The 20,039-nt window shown below is 33.2% G+C and carries 24 protein-coding genes and 1 pseudogene; 14 read left to right on the plus strand and 11 right to left on the minus strand.

The window, feature by feature from the left end; genetic code table 11:
* The first annotated feature begins 31 nt into the window (after positions 1-31).
* Together OK414_RS08545 and OK414_RS08550 are read left to right on the plus strand one after the other, a co-directional pair.
* Complete coding sequence (locus OK414_RS08545) at positions 32-793, plus strand: class I SAM-dependent methyltransferase (RefSeq protein WP_263045996.1); 762 nt, start codon at positions 32-34, stop codon at positions 791-793.
* A gap of 278 nt (positions 794-1,071) precedes the next feature.
* Entirely contained in the window at positions 1,072-1,545 is a 474-nt protein-coding gene (locus OK414_RS08550; protein ID WP_034653014.1) for a hypothetical protein, read from the plus strand.
* A gap of 215 nt (positions 1,546-1,760) precedes the next feature.
* Here OK414_RS08550 and OK414_RS08555 read toward each other — a convergent pair whose 3' ends face one another.
* The gene (locus tag OK414_RS08555) at positions 1,761-2,135 is read right to left on the minus strand and encodes a winged helix-turn-helix transcriptional regulator (RefSeq protein WP_263045997.1); all 375 of its coding nucleotides are present in this window, start codon (positions 2,133-2,135) and stop codon (positions 1,761-1,763) included.
* Between the two features lie 102 nt (positions 2,136-2,237).
* Between OK414_RS08555 and OK414_RS08560 the strand changes: the two genes are divergently transcribed.
* The 3 genes from OK414_RS08560 (at position 2,238) to OK414_RS08570 (ending at position 4,678) form a co-directional block, all read left to right on the plus strand.
* Positions 2,238-2,912 (plus strand): MBL fold metallo-hydrolase, encoded by a 675-nt coding sequence (locus OK414_RS08560; protein ID WP_034653010.1) that lies wholly within the window; start codon positions 2,238-2,240, stop codon positions 2,910-2,912.
* The gene (locus OK414_RS08565) at positions 2,909-3,715 is read left to right on the plus strand and encodes a carbon-nitrogen family hydrolase (RefSeq protein WP_263045998.1); all 807 of its coding nucleotides are present in this window, start codon (positions 2,909-2,911) and stop codon (positions 3,713-3,715) included. Before OK414_RS08560 ends, OK414_RS08565 begins: the two co-directional genes overlap by 4 nt.
* Positions 3,716-4,084: 369 nt before the next feature.
* Positions 4,085-4,678 carry a hypothetical protein gene (locus tag OK414_RS08570; protein WP_263045999.1) on the plus strand — a complete coding sequence of 198 codons (594 nt, stop codon included), beginning with the start codon at positions 4,085-4,087 and terminating at the stop codon, positions 4,676-4,678.
* Between the two features lie 307 nt (positions 4,679-4,985).
* On the opposite strand, the gene speG is transcribed toward OK414_RS08570, so the two are convergent.
* Positions 4,986-5,510 (minus strand): spermidine N1-acetyltransferase, encoded by a 525-nt coding sequence (gene speG, locus OK414_RS08575; protein WP_013056444.1) that lies wholly within the window; start codon positions 5,508-5,510, stop codon positions 4,986-4,988.
* A 175-nt stretch (positions 5,511-5,685) separates the two neighbouring features.
* On the opposite strand from speG, the gene OK414_RS08580 reads away from it, so the two are divergent.
* Positions 5,686-7,008, plus strand: coding sequence for a right-handed parallel beta-helix repeat-containing protein (locus OK414_RS08580; protein ID WP_034653005.1), 1,323 nt, complete (start codon positions 5,686-5,688; stop codon positions 7,006-7,008).
* A gap of 305 nt (positions 7,009-7,313) precedes the next feature.
* On the opposite strand, the gene recA is transcribed toward OK414_RS08580, so the two are convergent.
* The 5 genes from recA to OK414_RS08605 form a co-directional block, all read right to left on the minus strand.
* Positions 7,314-8,348 carry a recombinase RecA gene (gene recA, locus OK414_RS08585; RefSeq protein ID WP_016766415.1) on the minus strand — a complete coding sequence of 345 codons (1,035 nt, stop codon included), beginning with the start codon at positions 8,346-8,348 and terminating at the stop codon, positions 7,314-7,316.
* The gene (locus OK414_RS08590; protein ID WP_263046000.1) at positions 8,345-8,539 is read right to left on the minus strand and encodes a hypothetical protein; all 195 of its coding nucleotides are present in this window, start codon (positions 8,537-8,539) and stop codon (positions 8,345-8,347) included. Before OK414_RS08590 ends, recA begins: the two co-directional genes overlap by 4 nt.
* A gap of 260 nt (positions 8,540-8,799) precedes the next feature.
* Positions 8,800-9,222, minus strand: coding sequence for an arsenate reductase (thioredoxin) (arsC, locus tag OK414_RS08595; RefSeq protein WP_013056447.1), 423 nt, complete (start codon positions 9,220-9,222; stop codon positions 8,800-8,802).
* Between the two features lie 24 nt (positions 9,223-9,246).
* A complete protein-coding gene (locus OK414_RS08600; protein WP_263046001.1) occupies positions 9,247-10,545 on the minus strand; it encodes an arsenic transporter in 1,299 nt (432 codons plus the stop codon).
* Between the two features lie 18 nt (positions 10,546-10,563).
* Positions 10,564-10,911 (minus strand): ArsR/SmtB family transcription factor, encoded by a 348-nt coding sequence (locus tag OK414_RS08605; protein ID WP_263046002.1) that lies wholly within the window; start codon positions 10,909-10,911, stop codon positions 10,564-10,566.
* A 407-nt stretch (positions 10,912-11,318) separates the two neighbouring features.
* Here OK414_RS08605 and OK414_RS08610 point away from each other — a divergent pair, with 407 nt between their 5' ends.
* Complete coding sequence (locus OK414_RS08610) at positions 11,319-11,648, plus strand: ArsR/SmtB family transcription factor (RefSeq protein WP_205662614.1); 330 nt, start codon at positions 11,319-11,321, stop codon at positions 11,646-11,648.
* A 50-nt stretch (positions 11,649-11,698) separates the two neighbouring features.
* A complete protein-coding gene (locus OK414_RS08615; protein WP_205662615.1) occupies positions 11,699-12,127 on the plus strand; it encodes an ArsI/CadI family heavy metal resistance metalloenzyme in 429 nt (142 codons plus the stop codon).
* 50 nt (positions 12,128-12,177) lie between these two features.
* Here the strand turns inward: OK414_RS08615 and OK414_RS08620 are convergent, their stop codons facing one another.
* Both OK414_RS08620 and OK414_RS08625 read right to left on the minus strand, forming a co-directional pair.
* The gene (locus OK414_RS08620) at positions 12,178-12,411 is read right to left on the minus strand and encodes a hypothetical protein (RefSeq protein WP_205662616.1); all 234 of its coding nucleotides are present in this window, start codon (positions 12,409-12,411) and stop codon (positions 12,178-12,180) included.
* A 180-nt stretch (positions 12,412-12,591) separates the two neighbouring features.
* A pseudogene (locus tag OK414_RS08625) lies at positions 12,592-12,789 on the minus strand (MerR family transcriptional regulator); the annotation flags it as partial.
* Between the two features lie 1,093 nt (positions 12,790-13,882).
* On the opposite strand from OK414_RS08625, the gene OK414_RS08630 reads away from it, so the two are divergent.
* Positions 13,883-14,083: a cold-shock protein gene (locus tag OK414_RS08630; protein ID WP_013056497.1), complete on the plus strand. Its 201-nt coding sequence runs from the start codon at positions 13,883-13,885 to the stop codon at positions 14,081-14,083.
* 265 nt (positions 14,084-14,348) lie between these two features.
* Here the strand turns inward: OK414_RS08630 and OK414_RS08635 are convergent, their stop codons facing one another.
* Positions 14,349-14,552, minus strand: a complete 204-nt coding sequence (locus tag OK414_RS08635; RefSeq protein ID WP_016763693.1) for a cold-shock protein — start codon at positions 14,550-14,552, stop codon at positions 14,349-14,351.
* Between the two features lie 628 nt (positions 14,553-15,180).
* On the opposite strand from OK414_RS08635, the gene OK414_RS08640 reads away from it, so the two are divergent.
* The 4 genes from OK414_RS08640 (at position 15,181) to OK414_RS08655 (ending at position 18,410) form a co-directional block, all read left to right on the plus strand.
* Positions 15,181-16,035 (plus strand): hypothetical protein, encoded by an 855-nt coding sequence (locus OK414_RS08640; RefSeq protein WP_016763694.1) that lies wholly within the window; start codon positions 15,181-15,183, stop codon positions 16,033-16,035.
* A gap of 506 nt (positions 16,036-16,541) precedes the next feature.
* Positions 16,542-16,730 carry a hypothetical protein gene (locus tag OK414_RS08645; RefSeq protein WP_013082641.1) on the plus strand — a complete coding sequence of 63 codons (189 nt, stop codon included), beginning with the start codon at positions 16,542-16,544 and terminating at the stop codon, positions 16,728-16,730.
* Between the two features lie 500 nt (positions 16,731-17,230).
* The gene (locus tag OK414_RS08650; protein WP_263046003.1) at positions 17,231-17,899 is read left to right on the plus strand and encodes a DUF3885 domain-containing protein; all 669 of its coding nucleotides are present in this window, start codon (positions 17,231-17,233) and stop codon (positions 17,897-17,899) included.
* Positions 17,900-18,074: 175 nt separating this feature from the next.
* Positions 18,075-18,410, plus strand: coding sequence for a hypothetical protein (locus OK414_RS08655; protein ID WP_013082643.1), 336 nt, complete (start codon positions 18,075-18,077; stop codon positions 18,408-18,410).
* Positions 18,411-18,602: 192 nt separating this feature from the next.
* Here OK414_RS08655 and OK414_RS08660 read toward each other — a convergent pair whose 3' ends face one another.
* Complete coding sequence (locus tag OK414_RS08660; RefSeq protein ID WP_016763697.1) at positions 18,603-19,328, minus strand: hypothetical protein; 726 nt, start codon at positions 19,326-19,328, stop codon at positions 18,603-18,605.
* Positions 19,329-19,514: 186 nt separating this feature from the next.
* Here OK414_RS08660 and OK414_RS08665 point away from each other — a divergent pair, with 186 nt between their 5' ends.
* Complete coding sequence (locus OK414_RS08665; RefSeq protein ID WP_263046004.1) at positions 19,515-19,958, plus strand: hypothetical protein; 444 nt, start codon at positions 19,515-19,517, stop codon at positions 19,956-19,958.
* Positions 19,959-20,039: the final 81 nt, after the last annotated feature.

The raw sequence follows: 20,039 nt of genomic DNA on the forward strand, positions 1-20,039 counted from the left end.
AAATACTAAAAGAGGTAAAGGGGGAGTAACTATGTCACAAAAAGCTAATTATACAAAAATCAACTCAAAAATGTGGGATGAGTGGGCTTCAGCTGGAGGAGAATGGTCATTAGCTATTAATCATCAAGATTTCGCAGATGCAACTCAAGGTATTTTTGATATTTACTTAACACCTTGTAAGCCTGTTCCACATAACTGGTTTATTCCATTTAAAAAAGCAAAAATATTGGGACTTGCTAGCGGAGGAGGACAGCAATGCCCAGTCTTTGCAGCACAGCATGCGGAAGTTACGGTTTTTGACTACTCTGATAAGCAATTAGAATTAGAAAAAATGGTGGCTACTAGAGAAGGCTATTCCATTGATTTAGTTAAAGGAGATATGAGTAAGACATTGCCCTTTGAAGATGAGACGTTCGATATGATTTTTAATCCTGTATCAAACTGTTATATTCAAGATGTTGAACACGTTTGGCAAGAATGTTTCAGAGTTCTTAAAAAAGGTGGCGTTCTGCTATCTGGCTTTGCAAATCCTGCTCTTTATTTATTTGGAGAAGATGAGAAAGCATTGCAAGTGGTTAATAAATTACCTTATGACGGAACTAAAAACACTGTAGAAAATGATGAAGAACTTATAAAGAATGGCGGTGTACAGTTTAGTCATTCTTTAGAAACTCAAATTGGGGGACAGCTAAAAGCTGGATTCACTCTACAAGATCTTTATGAAGATCATCACCACAAAGGGAAAATCACTGAATATATGCCTTGTTATATTGCGACTAAATCTATTAAATAATAGTTGGTTATCATATTGAATGAGCTACCTCAACTTTTTCCAATACGGCGTCATAGTAGAATAATGGCTCAAAAATGAGATGCCATGTTCACCGAGAGAAATGGCAGAAAAAGTGGGCGAGCTTTTAGAAAAAAACTTATAAGCCTATTTTTGGTTGAACAGATGCTTCAAAAGAATGAAATGGTTTACCTCCTATTTTTAATTACAGTATTTTTTGTTTTAACGTGGAAAAAAAGGGTAAATATTCTAATAATCACCTAAAAATAGGAGGAGATCAAATGAGAAAAGCGAAACAAGCTGTTGTAGCTTCTGCCGTAGGCTTAGCTGTGTTAGCGACGCCATTAGCTCTACCGAATTTAGGAGGTTCTGCAGGCTCCGCAGAAGCTGCAGAAGTTGGAGGAGACGTAACAGTTGATCCCGTAGCCATAGGACAAGCGATTGCAGATGCGGCTAAAACAGCCGACAATCGAAATGGTTTCGTCAAGGGAGCAATGGAAAAAGCATTCTTTGAATCAGGTCAACAATACAATGTAATGGTTATGAATTTGAGCCAAGGGTATAATTCAGATCAATTACAAGGTGTTCAATATTTTGACACCGTAGATTATGATGGTATTACCTATGGTGTCTGGGTATTTGAAGAAGGAACATTTATTAATGAAGGCGATGGAGGTTATGATAACTGGGCTTTCAGAGGATGGTTTGAACGAACAGGAGATGACGAGAAAACAGTCAATTTTCATAGACCTTAATTAAAAATAAAGATAAAGATAACAAGAGATTCCCATTAGGGAAGAGCATAGGAAGAGCCTTTACCGCCATGGTAAAGGTTTTTCTCATTGAATAAGTTTGCATTTTCAAGTTAATATAGTTTCGCGGATACTACTTAATTAAGTACTTATATTATAAAAAAACAAGGCGTTATTAATAAAGAAGTAAAATATATTTAAGGAGTTTATTTAAACCGTTACAATCTTTTTAATTCTTCTTCCTGCTGACTTATATAAGCATTGCCCCACTTCTCTAAAGATTTTAGTATTGGAACAAAGCTTTCTCCAAGATCTGTTAAATAATATAAAACCCTTTTAGGGTTATCGTTTGTTTCTTCTCTTTCAATCAATCCGTTTTTTTCCATATCCCTAAGCTGCAGTGTAAGGATACGCTGGGTAATACCCGGTATTTCACGGCGCATTGCATTATAATACATGGGTGATTTTGATAACAAAGATAAAATAATACCTTTCCATTTACCACCCATCATATGCATCGTTAACTCAATTGGACAAGCACGCTTTACAGTTAACGTACAAGGACCGTATTGATCATTTTTAAAGTCTGACATTTTTTCACCTCAATGGCTAGTAACAAAATTGTGCCTTCTTGTTACGTCTATTTTTTCTTACTAAACTTATATTATCAAATAAAACAAAAGAAGGTGCATCAATTGGAATTTGTCCAAATTTCTAGACATATTTACAAACTTACTTACAAAACTGTTGTGGGAATTCCTGTCAAAATTAATACATGGTACGTGCTAGATGGTGAGAGTGTTCATATCATTGATACAGGAATGAAAGACTATGCACATACTCAGTTAAATATAGCAAAATCTTTAGGTATCCCCAAAAGTATTTTACTCACACATGGCCATTTAGATCACATTAATGGCGCCAAGTATTTAAGAGATAATTTAAATATTCCTATTTACGCCCACGAAGTTGAAGCGCCTTTTATCAATGGCGAAAAACCATATCCAAATAAGGCAGAAAAAGAAACAACAGGGGTGGAACATCAAGTCGAAAGTCTAAGTAACAACATCATTAAAAAGTTACCTGTAGATGTGTATTTAACACCCGGTCATACACCAGGACATGTGATATACCACCATAAAGATGACAATGTGCTGCTAACTGGAGACTTATTCTTTTCTAACGCTGAATCCTTACATCCGCCGATTCGAAAGTTTACAGTTGATATGGGTGAAAATATTAATAGCGGACGAATTATAGATAAAATTAAACCTTCTATTATTTCTTCATCACATGGCGAAGATGTCAAATACAACTGTGATTTATATCCTATTTATAAATTTATATATGAAGAAGAGGGAGAAAAATGAAAATACAATTATTTCAAACAGAGATTATAGAAGGTGAAGTTAAGCAAAACGAAAACCGCATTGAGTCCTTATTTGAAGAAAAGCTGCATATAGATACTGAGATTGTTGTGATACCTGAAATGTGGAATACAGGTTATGATTTAAAAAATGTAGCAGAAAAAGCAGATATTGATTTAAAGAGAACTTTTCCCTTTATTCAACGTTTAGCAATTAACCATCAAGTGAATATCATTGCAGGTTCAGTTTCAAATAAAAGAAATGAAAATATTTATAATACAGCCTTTGCTGTATCAAAAACGGGTAAGCTGCTCTATCAAAAAGATAAGATACATCTCGTGCCGATGTTGGATGAACATCATTATTTAACAGGGGGAGATGAAGTCCCAGATGTCTTTGAGATTAACAATATCAAAGCCAGTCAAATTATATGCTATGATTTACGTTTTCCAGAAATCACACGCTACCCAACGTCTCAAGGTGCAAAAGTCATATTCTACGTTGCACAATGGACTACCAGAAATATAGACCATTGGAGAACACTATTGAGGGCAAGAGCTATAGAAAATTGTGTTTATGTCATTGCATGTAACAGCGTGGGAAAAGTGAGTAATGAAAATCATGTCGGCAACACTTACGCAGGGCATTCAATGGTCATTGATCCAAATGGAAACATCGTAGAAGAGGGGGGAGATCAAGAAGAGATTATAACAGCGGAAATTCATATACAGAAAGTTACAGAACAACAAACATACATTCCAATATTTGAAAGCCTGAGACCGGATATTTATAAGCATGCAGAATAGAAATGTATATTATCTCAAATTTGGATGTTATCAGACTATCTTATGAAGGTTTACTAAAAAAAGAGGAAATTCCACCTGAAAATACTATATTTTTTAAAATTAACATATGTATAAAAGGTGCACTTCTTATACATTAGTTTCTCATCCACCTACTGAGAAAACGTTGATCAGTCAACAATGTATAAAAAGCTGCATACTCCGGAAAAAGGGCCCTTGGAAGAACTATCCTTCGTCAAGGGTCCTTTTTTATAATGTTTTCTGGAAGAGTGATTGTGTTAACAAATTATGTACGAATTATACATACGCTTTTATAAGGATTTTAATATATAATTAAGGTAAAAAAGAATTATTTTAGGAAGAGGAAAATGTGTGAAACATAGTCAATTGTTGCTTTTATCGCTAATTAGTAGTTTGTTCGTTATTTTAGTGTCCTTGTTCCAGTGGGATCTGGTTGATATTATAACAGAATTTTTAATGTTACCTATTTGGTTATTTGTATATGCTTTCTTTATCATAATGACTATATGGACATTAATTCATCTTTTTAAAAAGAGAAAGTGGCAGCCGTTTGTTATTCAGCTCATTACTATCTCATTATGGTTTTTCTTTCCATTCAATCAAGTCAACTTAGATCTCAACTTTAAAATCGATCAAGATAAGAGAGAAGAGGTTGCAACTAAAATAGAAAATGGTGTTATTAAACCTAATGTATCTGATAGTCCATCACTTATTCAATTACCTAAAAAGTATACTCAATTGTCTAAAGGTGGGGGTGACATCGTAGTAGAAACGAAAGGAAAGGCTAAATCAATTCTTTTCTTTACATACCGTGGGATGCTAGACAATTTTTCGGGATTTGTATATAACCCAAACGATAACAAACCTTCAAAAAGCGATTTTAACGGGGATTTTAAACAAATAAAAAAAGTACATAAAAACTGGTATTATGTATCTTCTTATTAAAAAGAACCTGCTGTTTTGATAGCAGGTCCTTCTTGTTACTTATTTCTTTTTTAACCTTTTAACAACTTTAAAAGCTAGGAATCCTATTAAACCAATAATTATTAAGAATAATAGCAATCCTGTTGGATTAAATGTACTCATAATACCATCCTTATGATTTCTATAATTTATAATTTACAATTTACAATGTTATCATATTTAAATGGTTTGCACATTTCTCCTTCAGGATTTTTTACTCCTATAATAGAAGCCCAATTTCATTCTTTCTTCTTTTTTTGGTGACCAGGACTCTTATACTAGTTCAACCTTAGTTTTTATTTTTGGTTTGTAAATATTCTTTTTGAAACATACACATTCTTATAGCGTTATGATAGCTTCCATCAACAAAAAATTCATCCTTTAACTCGCCTTCGATAGAAAAACCAACCTTCTTATAGATATGAATTGCTTTTTCATTTTCCTTGTCTACAATTAAGTAAAGTTTATGCATATTCAATACCGAAAAGGCATAATTCATTGCTAGGTTTGTGGCAACCATTGCATAGCCATGACCTTGATACGTAGGGTCGATGATAATTTGAAACTCTGCTCTACGATGAATATAATCAATTTCGACTAATTCCACTAGTCCAAGCATATCCCCGTCCTTTTCAAGGATGAAACGACGCTCACCTTGATCGTGAATATGTTTATCATATAAGTCCTGTAGCTCTACAAAAGCTTCATAAGGCTCTTCAAACCAATAAGACATAATGTTTGCATCATTATTGAGTTCATGGACAAATTTTAAATCTTCTCTTTCCAAAGGACGTAACTTAAGTTCCTTATTCATTTCTCAAACCTCCACATTCTAGCATTACTTTAGCACTTTCCGTTTTAAATGTAAAAGTTGCTGTAGTTTTAAAAAATAACAAGACATGGTGCGATGTTTTACATCCTTATTAAAAGAACCATAGTATAATTTAAAAATCTCGCAAGTGAAATTGATTAACTTTAAGGAGGATCTTATGAAAAAAGCAGTTGGTATTATTCTTATTTTACTGTGCTGTATAAATCAAAGGGTTGAGGCAGCTAATCAACCTTCAGCAGCTCCTATAATACATCATGAAATTTATGTTTCTCCTACAGGGGATGACAAAAACCTGGGTACTAAAAGCAAACCTTTTAGAACATTAAGAAAGGCAAGTGAAGTAGCTCAGCCCGGAACTACCGTTTACATCAGAGGCGGTACCTACTATGAACAATTAATTATTAGCCGTTCAGGTACTAAACAAAAGTCTATTATCTTCAGGAACTATAAAAGTGAAAAGCCTCTTATTAGTGGAGAAAAAATAAAAAGCCGTTCTACAGATGGAGGGCTAGTTAGCATAAAAAATAAGAGCTACATAACAATTCAAGGTTTGAATATAGGTCATTCGTCTACTTCTAAGGCACAAAATACACCATGCGGTATTTTAGTAGAAGGAAGTGGAAAGCACCTTCGAATTATTAATAATCATATTTTCGATATTAAGACTGCACATAAAAATGGAAACGCTCATGGAATAGCTTTTTATGGATCCAAAGCGCCGCGTTCGTTAGAAAACATTGAAATATCGCGAAACCTACTTGAAAACTTGACCTTAGGTTTTAGTGAAGCACTAACTCTAAATGGAAATGTTAAAGATTTTATCGTCAATGCCAATACAATTCGAAACGTTGATAATATTGGGATTGACGTAATTGGCTTTGAAAAAGTAGCTCCTATTGAGAAATATGACCGAGCTCGTGAAGGACTCATTAGTGAGAACCATATTTACAACGTCAGCAGTTATTCAAATCCTGCTTACAAACATGAATACTCCGCTGGGGGAATCTACGTAGACGGAGGAAAAGATGTTATTATTGAGCATAACGTTTCAAGTCATAACGATCTAGGAATAGAAATCGCAAGTGAACACTATGGTAAACAAACTAGCAATGTTCAAGTTATACGAAATATGATTTATAAGAATCGTTTTACAGGAATTTCAATTGGAGGCTATGATAAAAAACGTGGAGGGACGATAAATACTCTTATTGAACATAATATTTTATATGGAAATGATATGATGAACATGGATGGTGGCCAATTACTGATGCAATATCATGCAACTCATAACACTATTAACAATAATGTTATGGTTTCAGTAAAATCTAATTTGCTTCTGGCCAATCTTCATTACTCAAATAAATATAATCAACTTAATCATAATGTGTACCTAAATAAAAGTAGAGATAAAGCGAATCGATGGATATGGAAGGGGAAAGAAATAGAAAGTTCTACTATCGTATCACCTAGGCTTTTTTAATGAAAATTTCTTTTTAGAAGATATTCTTTATTTAGTTGCTCGCTGGGATTCTATTAGAGACCGGAAGATTATTCACTTCACTATCTGCCGATTATACTTTTTATTTCATTGAAACAAAAAGAAAGGTGGGTTTATTGTAAATATACGAATGGGTTGCAAGAAGATTTATGTTGTTTTTCTATATGAATAGCGCTTGTTTAGTTGCAAATCAATAGCCTTGACATAAAAACACCCCGATCATTAGAGTTATTTATCTAACAATTGGGGTGCAGTGCAAGCCTTGGTAAAGGTGTTTTATGCTGTTATTAGTTTTCGTTTTCTCTATCGTTATCAATACCACTATCATTATTAACATTATCACTATATTTGAAATCAATAATTCTTTTTCTAATTTCTTCTCTAATTTCTGGGTTTTCTTTTAAGAAAATCTTAGCGTTTTCTCGCCCTTGTCCTAAACGCTCCTCATTATATGAAAACCAAGATCCAGACTTTTGAACAATATCTACTTCAGAACCGATATCTAAGATTTCTCCTTCTTTTGAGATGCCTTCTCCATACATAATATCTACTTCAGCAATGCGGAAAGGAGGTGCCATTTTATTTTTGACTACTTTAATTCTTGTTTTATTACCAACTATGTCATTTCCTAGTTTAAGTTGTTCAGCACGGCGAACCTCAAGACGAACGGAAGAATAGAATTTTAGTGCTCTTCCACCTGGCGTTGTTTCCGGATTTCCAAACATAACGCCTACTTTCTCCCTGATTTGGTTGATGAAGATGGCAATGGTTTTAGACTTATTGATTGCTCCAGATAGTTTACGAAGAGCTTGAGACATCAAACGAGCTTGTAAACCTACGTGAGAATCTCCCATTTCTCCTTCAATTTCTTTTTGTGGAACTAATGCTGCTACTGAGTCAACAACAATAATGTCTACAGCACCACTTCTAACTAATGCTTCAGCAATTTCAAGTGCCTGTTCACCAGTATCTGGTTGAGATAACAGTAACTCATCAATATCTACACCTAGTTTTCTTGCATAAACTGGATCCAGTGCGTGTTCAGCATCAATAAAGGCAGCGCGACCTCCATTTTTTTGTACTTCTGCAATTGCGTGTAAGGAAACGGTTGTTTTACCTGAACTTTCGGGCCCGTAAACTTCCATAATTCTTCCTTTGGGATAGCCATTAATTCCAAGAGCTATATCTAAAGCTAATGAGCCTGAGCTAGATGCCTCAACTTTTGTATGTGTGCCTTCTCCCATTTTAATAATGGATCCTGTACCAAATTGTTTTTCAATTTGTTTTAGAGCCATATCTAGTGCAGCTTTTTTATCATTCATAATTTGAAACCTCCGATTGTTATTATGTTTACAATAAACGCCAAGGTATTTCGATAAAGAATAAGAGTTGGCTCAAATGTTTTTGCTCCGTGCGAGACAATTTTATGTTTAATTGTCTTAGTTTGTTTTGGTGTTTCTTTATTCATCTCTAAACCCTTAGTATCGAACAAATGTTCCTGTTGTGTAATCATACAATAAACGCATCTAATTGTAAAGGTGAAAGTTTTTCTACAAACTAGCTAAAAGAATATCTTATATTTATAAAAAGTAAGTGTATGCTTTTACTGTTATATAAGTAGAATCGATTACAATCTGCATTTTTAAATTTGTATGTATATGAATCTACGAATCTGGTTAGACTACTAAAGTATTTCTTACATTCCTAGTTGCTATAAAGCAGATTTCAGGAAGAAATAAAGCAGTCTACACAAATAGACTGCTTCTTGATTAATTATTTACCTGTTTCAGCAAAACGCTGAATACGTTCAGCGATTTCATCACGTACACGCTGGAAAAACGCCCATTTTTCTTCTTCTGTTCCTTCAGCTTTTGCTGGGTCATCAAATCCCCAGTGTTCACGCTTCACGTGGGGAGGCGTTACTGGGCAGTGATCTGCTGCATGGCCGCATAATGTAACGACCAAATCCGCATTATTTAGAATTTCAGGATCAATGACATCAGATGTTTGATTTGAAATATCAACACCAGCTTCTTTCATTGCTTTTACAGCGTTAGGATTTAATCCATGAGCTTCTAATCCTGCACTGCGTACATCCCATTCATCATTATTTAGATATTTTTTTGCCCATCCTTCAGCCATTTGACTACGGCAAGAGTTACCTGTACATAAGAAATAAAGTGTTTTTTTAGACATGTGTAAAATCTCCTTTATGATGTGTTAAGAAATAATTGATAACCAAATATATAAACCAACAAGCGTAATAAACAATGTTGGGATGGTTAAGATAATACCTGTTTTAAAATAGGTTCCCCAAGAAATCTTAACTCCTTTTGTCGAAAGAACGTGGAGCCATAAGAGAGTGGCTAGAGAGCCAATAGGTGTAATTTTTGGTCCTAGATCCGAACCAATGACATTTGCATAAATTAAGGCTTCTTTAATTGTACCTGTTGCAGAAGTTGCATCAATGGCCAAAGCATCAATCATCACGGTTGGCATGTTGTTCATAATCGATGAAAGTATGGCTGCAATGAATCCCATGCCAATGGTTGCAGCAAATAATCCATGGTCAGCCGTTGCTTGAATGAGGCTTGCTAATACTTTAGTTAGCCCTACATTACGTAATCCATAGACAACAACATACATACCAATCGAAAAGAAAACAATCGCCCACGGAGCTCCTGCTAACACTTTTTTAGTGTGAACAGCGGGACTCTTTCTTGCTATTCCTAAGAATAAAATCGCAATAATACCTGCGATAATAGAAACAGGAATATCGAAAAACTCACCAATAAAGTAACCAAGAACTAAAATGAATAAAACGATTCCTGATAAACGGAACATTTTCTTATCTTTAATGGCTTCAACCGGTTTCTGTAAATCATCTAGATTGTATTTCTTAGGGATGCTTTTACGAAAGTACAAATATAAGACAGCAATACTTGCCAAAAGTGAGAACAGATCTGGCACAATCATACGTGATGCAAATTCAGAAAAGCGAATACCAAAGAAATCAGCTGATACAATGTTGACCAAGTTACTTACCACAAGAGGTAACGATGTTGTATCTGCAATGAATCCACTGGCGATAATAAAAGGAAAGACCATTTTATCTTCAAATTTAAGTGCTCGTACCATGGCAAGTACAATAGGTGTTAGAATTAAGGCTGCTCCATCGTTTGCGAATAATGCTGCTACTACAGCTCCAAGGAGGGATACATAAACGAACATGCGAACGCCATTGCCTCCTGCAGTACGCGCCATATGTAAAGCTGCCCACTCGAAAAATCCAATTTCATCTAAAATTAAGGAAATAATAATAACTGCAATAAACGTTAATGTTGCATTCCATACAATTTGAGTTACATCCAGCACGTCATGGAAATCAACCACATCTGCTAAAAGAGCTAATACTGCGCCTCCACATGCTGACCAACCAATAGACAAGTTCTTTGGCTGCCAAATGACAAAAATCAATGTCACTAAGAAGATGAGGGAGGCTACTATAACTGATACCACTTTACAGACCTCCTATTATTAGCAACAATTAATACGTAAACCTTGCTTTTCTAGTTCTTTTAATCGTTCATCTTCGTTTGGTAAAGAATCGAGTATATCAAGGACAAACTGATAATAGCTGTTTTCTTTATTTAAGGAATAGAAGATCCAATGTCCTTTTCGTCTTTCACTTACAAGTTCGATATCTCTTAATTTACGCAAGTGTTGGCTAATAGCCGGTTGACTTGCTTTATAAATTTCAACTAGCTCACAAACACAGCACTCGTTATTTTGGAGCAGCTTCATCATTGACAATCTTGTCTTATCTCCAAGCAACTTCAGTATCTGTACTGCTTTTTCCACTTCTACCTGCGCTTTTACATTCATTATGACTCGCCTCCTTATTTTTAAATATAATTATATAAGTATTTTATTATATACTCAACAAAAATATACATTTTAAACATTAATCAAAAAAAGTTGATTAATTCCTTGATTTATCTAAATTTTCCAGATATGATGAATACATCAAAAAAAATTGATTTATAAAAGTGGGGATGAAAGCAGTGAGAGTCAACAACTCTGGAAACTTATCTGTTACGTACTTTCGAGCCTACTTTCATTTAGTTATGAACACCCAAGGGATGAACCAGAAGGAAGCACAAAACCTAATTTTTCAGCGTTTTTTTCATCAAGATCCTATGCTAAGAGGGGAAACTACATATCGTAACTTTAAAAAAGCTGCCGAAAGCTTCAAGCATTAAATCAAAAAAAATTAATGGAGGAGAATGACAATGGAAACAGTTAAGGAAGGAAAGCACCCATTTAAACAGTACGAACAAAAATTTAAAGCACTTGCTGATCAAAAGAGATTAGAAATTATGTATGAGCTCTGCCAGCGAGGACAGACATGCGTATGTGACCTAACTGAATTCTTTGGGATGTCTCAATCTAAACTTTCTTATCATTTAAAAATTTTATTAGAAGCAAACCTTATCACAAAAGAAACAAAAGGGACATGGAACTATTATGATTTACATGATAAAGAGGTAAATCACCTGTTATCTGACGAGCTTTGCTGTTTATTTAGAAAAGATACGAGTAAAAGCTGTTCATGCTCTTAATCTAAGGAATTCAAGTTAATAGTGTCTATAAGACGAAGGAGGAATTTTAAATGAAATATGTTCATGTAGGAATTAATGTAACCAATCTAGAGGCATCCATTGAATTTTATCAAAAAGTATTTGGTGCTAGCCCTGTAAAGGTTAAAGAGGATTATGCAAAATTCTTATTAGATGAACCAAGATTAAACTTCACATTAAATATACGTGACGAGGTACGTGGAAACCAAGTTAATCATTTTGGATTCCACGTAGATACTCAGGAAGAAATATCTTCTCATAAAACACGATTAGAAAAAGAGGGCTTCTTTGCTCGTGAAGAAATGGATACGACTTGCTGCTACGCTGTGCAAGATAAGTTTTGGGTAACAGATCCGGACGGAAACGAATGGGAATTCTTTTATACGAAATCTGATAGTGAGGTTCACAAGAACAGCGATGGGCTAAATGAAAAGCTACCTGTAACTAATGCTTGTTGTTAATCATTAGTTAACATAAAACCATTTATCGGTAAAAAATAAAAAGCAGACCTTTAATTAAAGATCTGCTTCTTTTCTTTAGCAAAAACTAAATATGTTCCCACTAAAAACATGATGCCCAAACCTATAAACATTAACCAGTACGTTAAAGGGAAACTATAGGAAACTTTCATAACTCCAGTGTTTCTATTTAATATTCTAACGATGTAAGGAGTATATGCTGGCTTAATAGTTAAGTACGTTAATAAAGCTTGAGCAATAAGAACTATCCCTATTGCACATTTCATTATATTGCCTCCAGACTCATACATGTTTCTGTGTACAGTTTAACACAAAGGGGCTTACTTAATATGCTAGATACATTTATAAAAAATCTGAATAAAAATAACCCAGTAAATATTGAATATAGAGATTGAGTAAGCATGAACAAAGACTAAAAGAACAAATCAAATTTACCTACTTTAAAATAAATCCTTGCGCATTTCCCGTGTTCTAACACCATCTTCCATTTTTTCTGCAATATCCATTAACCTTTCAATGTCGGAAAAGGAATACATTCGGGTACCTGAAGAGTTTCGTTTTGGAAAAATAAGCTCTCGCTCTTCATAATAACGAACTTGTCTTTCTGATAAACCTGTCATTTCAGTAACGATTTTTATAGTCATAACTTTCTCATCTAAATATGGATGATTTTTAGTCAAGATTATCCTCTCCTATTTCCATTCTTTATCAGTATATATGTTATTAACTTTTGGTCTGTATATAGAAATGAAGTTTATTAAAAATAGCACGTTATAAACACTTCTTGATGAAAGGCGTTTGTAGTTATTGAGAGTGACAGTAGGTTAACTAATTTCAAAACAAGTGTTTCAAAATCAATAATAAGAAGAAAATAAGAGCTTCTAAATTGCTCAAATTTACGTCGAACTATTTATTCTATTATATGTAAAACCAAAGTTCATTCCCTCAGAGAGCGTTTTTCTGTATATTTGAAATATATTTTAATCTGATTACTAATGAAATATATGGATACGGTGCAACCTATATCATTCTAGTCATTTTCATTCCTATAAATAAAAAGACTTGCTTTAGATAGAAAGCAAGTTGAAAGAAGGATAATCACTTTGGTGATTCCATTATAATCCAATGATTATAGTGAATCATTAAAATATGGTTAAAAATAAATTAAAAGTAAATTAATTCATTAAAAGTATTAATTAACCTTTTGTTTAAGGTTCGTTAAAGCAATTTTATTAATTCCAATAAATTTTTTAACTTTATTTCTTTAGTGTTTGAATAAAGTTAAAAATTAGGAGTCCGTAAAAGTATACTTTTTCGAATGGGATAGCTGTTTTTTAAGTCGTTTTTTCACAATCCCAAAAAGTGTACTTTTTAAGACTATCTATATTAGAAAACTTAACCATAAATTAACTATACCTAGTTAAAGGGATTCTGGTGCATAAGTGTTGAAATGTTGTACTGAGAAGCCATCAGAAGAAGATATTCTTTATTTCGCGGGTGATTGTCCACTCGTTGCAATTCTGAGCGTTTCTCATAATACTGTTTTTAGTGAAGAATGAAAAAAAGCAATTATTTGCTATCAATATCTCTATGTGTTACACTATGTTTAACTTGTTTTTGTTCGGTATAAGATTGAGAGAAGAAAAAACCTTAAACAGAAGTTTTTATCTTGAAATAGTATGATTGGGCAAGAAAGGTAATACATTTGTGGAGTATTCCACAGCAGGAGGCAACATTATGACACAAGGTACAGTAAAATGGTTTAATGCAGACAAAGGTTTCGGTTTCATTGAAATCGAAGGCGGAGACGATGTATTCGTTCATTTCAGTGCTATTCAAGGTGAAGGTTTCAAATCATTAGAAGAAGGTCAAAAAGTTACTTTTGATATCGAGCAAGGTCAACGTGGAGCACAAGCTGCTAACGTTCACAAAGCATAATTAAAAGTGATAACAAAAAGGACTCCTTATGAAGGAGTCTTTTTTTATGGTCTTATAATTAGAAAACCATGATTTATCTACTATTAGTTCAATAGAAAACCCAAGCTTTAAAAAAAAGCCTGGGTTTTAGACAAGACGATCGATACAAGGTATAACTAGTTATAACATACATTAGAAATAGAAAGCAAATGCAAATAAATTAACTATATTTTCAATTAAATAATATAGTAGTAATTTTTAATCTATGCGATAGCATTGGTACAAATTATCTTCGATGGGGATTAAGGGGGATTTTATTAATAAGCCGTTCTCCAGCTTCCATGTGATTTCCACACAAAGGGCATTTTTGGTGGTTGTCGTAAGAGAAATCTTTTCTCATCCAGCCCTTACAATCTTCTACTGTACATTCCCAAACCTCTGTTTGTTCTTGAGCTAAAGGTTCTTGATTTCTTTTGCCGTAATAATACATACTAACATCACTACTCCTCATATTACATTATAACTTATAAAAGAGTAATAATCATTTATATCAATTAGTGTTTCTTACCATTTTATTTTCATGGGATAATGCACGGAATTTTTTATATGAGAATTTCTAAACACTTGGTAATAATGTTCATATCTTCTTCTTTTGCTTTTTAATTGTACCACTTACTGTAGTAGTACATCCCTAAACTAAGCCTCCAACGTCATGAGGGTTAGTTTAATGGTGGAATCATTTCGCTTATCACCAGTAATCAAATGGTTATTTATAGGGACTTTCCAGAAGTTTCATGACTTGTTGGAGACTTTTATTTTGAGTTATTGTAAACAACAAAACTTCATTTTACCTCAAATTAAAATATATTGTCAATGAAAAATTTGTAATGTTTTCAAAAAATGTTATAATAGTTTTACAATTGTTTTTTCGATCGTATTCTGAATTCCGCTGTGTTTTTTTCAGATAGAATTATGGATGCATTTTTTCAATACCCTTTTTTAAACTGAAAAAAAACTCAAACAGTTGTGTGAGCTTTAAAGGTAAGTTAGTTGAATAAAATTATTAATTTACTATCTAATAGTAACCGAGTTTTTATTCTACAAGGAGGCCTAGAATAATGAATCTAATCAATAAGAAAGTTACACACAAGCTTTTTGGGATAGGCAGTATAGTTAAATGTAATGATTCCAGTATTGAAATACATTTCGCATCGGAAAATAAAAAATTTGTTTTCCCCGATGTATTTGGAAAGCATCTAAAACTGCATGATAAAAGTGTTGCTCATTCACTCGAAAAAATTATAGAAAAAAAGGAAATGGAACACAACGAGGAAGAACGGAAGAAGGAAGAGGAAAAAAAACTACAACGAAAAAACCAAGAACTTCGCTGGGGACTTGAAAAACTTATGAAAAATCATAAACTTCATTCTGAATCACAAATGGTTTTTTGGTGTGACACAGAAGAACAGAATAGTTCTTTTTTAGAGTGGAAGGTTTTTTCAGGTGTAATAAAAAGCGGTAATAACAAGGGGAAGCCCACCAAACCCATTCGTTTGCACCAAAATAGTGCTGTCTTGTTAACAGCAATAGATTCCAGTATGCCTGAAAAAGACAGACGTATCTTAGGCGTCTATATGGTGAATGAAGATTTTATCGGTAAGCTTTGTGAAGATGGATATATTCCTGCTCATTCAAAATACAGACTCCAGCTTACAGAACAGGAATCGGATCAGATGCCTTTCTGGAAATATTATGTAAATGAAAGAACATCCCAAAAAATGACATGGAATACAGGTAAATACCGTTATTTTGATAATTTATGGATGGCTCAAATTTTACTTGATATAGCTGAGTTGAAAAATGACCCAAAGGAAAGAGAGCTGGCACAACAATTTTTTGAACATTTTTGTAAAATGAATCTGATAACAGCTGAGGAGTTACCAAAGCCTAATGGCGCATTGATGCGTATGTAAACGTTAGCCCAAAGGTAATAGGAATGACTAAGGACTGACCCATTTTTCTCACCCATCATTAATAGCGAACGTTCCTTGGCTCTGTTCGCTATTAAAAAGGCAAGAACAGAACATAGGAGAGGTAGAAAAGTGACGGTAGGTGATTAAAATCTATATAAAATAATCCTTTACTATTTTATAACTATATACTTTTTGAGCTCATATACCAGAATGAGGAAAATCTGTACAGATTGATGTAAGCTTTTCTCAGCTCTATTATAAGAATAATACGATAACCTTATTATTTTTAATAGGAGAGAAGATGAAGGATATAACGTGAAAATATTTAGTAATGGAAAAACAGTAACTATAAGAGTATCGAATGAATTAGTAACAATCTTAAAAAGTCATTATGTAAAAAACATGAAAAGATACTCTTATACGGTTACTAAATATCCAAGTATTTTTTTCTTTGAAGAAGAATTGATGAAACAAGAATAATAAGTAGATAATGAGGAGATACACCTATGCTTAAATTTAAAGTTATTTTCGAATTTATAAATGGCAGGACAAAGGAATTAAAATTCGAAGCCGCATCAAAGAAAGAAGTCATTAGTCATATAACAAAATATGAAAGATTCATTTCGAATGAAAAAGAGTTAGTGCACATCAATTTAAATAACGTGGTACAGTTTATGATTACAGAAGAAAAATAATAATAAAAACTAGGCATCTATTAATTGAGGTGCTTTTTATTTTAATAAATAGACTGATTTAAGAAATAAGCAGCACTATAAGATTTAGAGCCTCTTGATTCCATGAGGTGTCATCAGTGGCAAGCACTTACGAAGCTATTGTGATTGGGTAAAATATTCATTCTGAGTTCATATAATGTGATTTTTCAACACACATGCAAAAATAGATTAAGATTCGATAGGGAAGATTAACTGCCAAAATGCATAAAAAGTTTGCGTTTTACGAATGTATTTATGAGGTAGAGAATAGTTTTTATAGGAAAAATATACTATACTTTATAATTCCATATTAAGTTTCTCTTGTAAGCTACCTTTCCTGACAATTCGAGGTGGCTTTTAAGTTTATTTTTTAAAATAAAGGGCTTTATTAATCCTACATATAAAATCGAACAATTACTTAATGTTTAAGTGAAAAAAGTTACTTATAAACTATAAAAACTAAAAAATTTGGAGAAAAATACATGAGCACTAACACTCTACCTTCATTTTTAGAAAAATACTTTGAAGGATTAACTTTAAGTCCAGCTCTGTTTTATTCGTGGAAATATAGCATTCGCTTTGAAATATCAGATCCATTAATTTCATCTCACGAAAAAGATTGTTTGAATCAAGCTTTTCATCGATCAATCACATTATTTCACAGAGTATTTGAAGAGGGAGATGAGATTCTTTTTATTACGGATGTGCATACTACGAACAAAGATCGTTTCCTTCAAAAAAGACCTTTAAACGTTTATTTAAAATACATAAAAGATAAACAGCGGCTATATCAATTAAACCATCACTGTGTGCCGAGTGTATTTCAGGATGAAGACGAAGACGATGATCAATCTTTGACTCATCGCTATGTACTTTCTTGTAAGAAAACAGAATTAAGATATGCGCAACTTTTAAAGGCTATTAATTATGAAGATTTTGCTCATCCATCTACTATTCTGAAGAGTAATTCCCAAAGTAGTTATGATATTTACTTTATTAATCTCTCTAAAAAAAAGATTTTTCATTTGTATGATGATCGCGGATGTGATGTCTTAGCCTCAAGTAAAGAATCTATACGCTTTCTTTATGAAGAATATAATAATTGGATTTTGGATTATGATCGAGAAGAAATTGACCTTTTATTTAAGTGAAAAGTAGGATTCATCCACTAATTAGCACATTTTTTATATCCATAATCACCTGTCTCACAGTAACTAAAAATAAAAAAGGTATCTACAATCTTCTAGGTTAATTTTGTTATATAATCAGATTAGCATTAGGCTTATAGCTAAATGGAAATCCAAATAAGATTAAGGTGATAATACAATGATGGAAGAACTAAAAAATAATAAACCGACAGCAGCTTGGCAACAAAGAATGGAAGATGATGAGATTTTCACTGTAGAGAATATTAAAGCCACTGATGAAATCCTTGATACTTATATTAATAGACTTGAAGGTTCTGTAGATAAAATGTCAGAACAAGATATCTTAGAATATGTACAAGAGATAGTTATAGGATTAAATGAGTTAAATGAACAATTTGATTATTTCATTGAAACGTTAGAAAGAGAAGAACTTTGCGAGTTTATCATCAAAGCTGCAAATGCAGCTGGCTTAGAGACTGAAGAGGATATCACAGAAGAGTGGAGAGAGTGGTAACATACAGATGCTTATATATAAGAGAATGAAATATGGATTCTAAGCAGTTATTTCTAGTTACCATAATCATGACCCTAGGAAGTAATGTAAAAGAAGAACATTCTATGAAATGTTCTTCTTTTATAAATGATCACAGTGAGGTATAGCTGCATACAATTGTAGGTGTCTTTTTGACACTTAAATTTAATCATTCTAATGGCCATGAAATAATGAAAGAGAATATTGATAAACATAAATAATTACGAATCCTAGCGAAATTAATAGCCATACATGCAATTTCCTGAAGTGCTTGATGGTATTTCCAATTATTTCATGAAAGATAACAAAAGACAGTGTACCGATTGCTGCGCCAGTCGACAAAGCTTGTAGTTTAAGTGAGGAAACTTGTACACTTTCACCAATGAATAAACTGCCTCCTAAAGACAGCGACAGAATGGCTATAATTAGTAAAAAGAAGGTGTTAGGTATTTTTGCTATAGAGAGGACTGTCATAATTGCCATCCCCTCTGGGACCTGATGTAAAAGGGTAGCTGCGAATACAGAAGCTGATTGGTGCATATCTGTTATTCCAAAGGTAACACCTGTGATGACATTATGAAAAAAGATAGCAACCGTTAATAAGATAAGTGCCTGTAAGGGTGAAATTTCGCTGTTTTGTTTATGCAAAAAGAGGTCAATGCATAGCATGATGATATATCCGACTACAATCCCTAATAAAACGCCTCTTAAATCATATAGATGCCAAGTAGACGGAAGGATATCAAAAAACAATAAGCCCAATAAGATTCCACCGCATATAGCATACATAAATTGGATTCTTCCCCTTGCCAGATGGTTTACTAATTTGAGAAGTCCTCCACCTGCTAATAAACCCAGTAAAGAACCTAAAGTAAATAAGATATTCATTTCTATATGCATAATTGCTACTTCCTTTCGGCTATATGGTTTTGTACAACTAACCTATTCAAAGGAAAGGCAATCATACCTATGTTTTATAAATGGTTAAAAAAAATAAAAGCACATGATATTAACTTGGGAGTAACTTTTAGGTAAATCACTAATAAAAAAGGACATACTAACGTTATCTAAAAAAGAGGTGTTACTATGGAATCTCCTTTTGAAATGATAACCAGTGTGGACAAGGTCGAAAATGCTTATTATATAGAAGTGAAACCAGGGGAGTACAATGCAAAGTATTGGAATAAAGAATCGGTCTATTTTGCTGATGAAGCTTTTGCTTATTTCTACACCACTATTTGCAAGTATGTGCCACAGTATCAACCTACCCAAGTGACAGAAATCAAAGCAGAAACATGGCTGAGGATCAGTAATCAGCTGCAAGAACTCGCATATTTTTTGAGCACTAATCCGCCTATGATTAAACTAAAGAAATGGATTGATTTTAGCAAAGTAAAGGAAACGTACAAACAGTTTGATCATCACAAAAACAAGTACATTCGTGAGTTAATTAACATGATTAACGAATTTACAGTGTGGATAACAAAGGTATGTCAAACACAATCGTACATCACCATTTTGGGCACTTAACGGGAATCGATGTTGCTTATTTTAATCTACAAGCTATGCAGAAAATGAAAGAATTGCTCAAAACGAATATGGCATATTACG

The sequence above is a fragment of the Priestia sp. JV24 genome, assembly GCF_025910025.1.
GTDB lineage: Bacteria > Bacillota > Bacilli > Bacillales > Bacillaceae_H > Priestia > Priestia megaterium.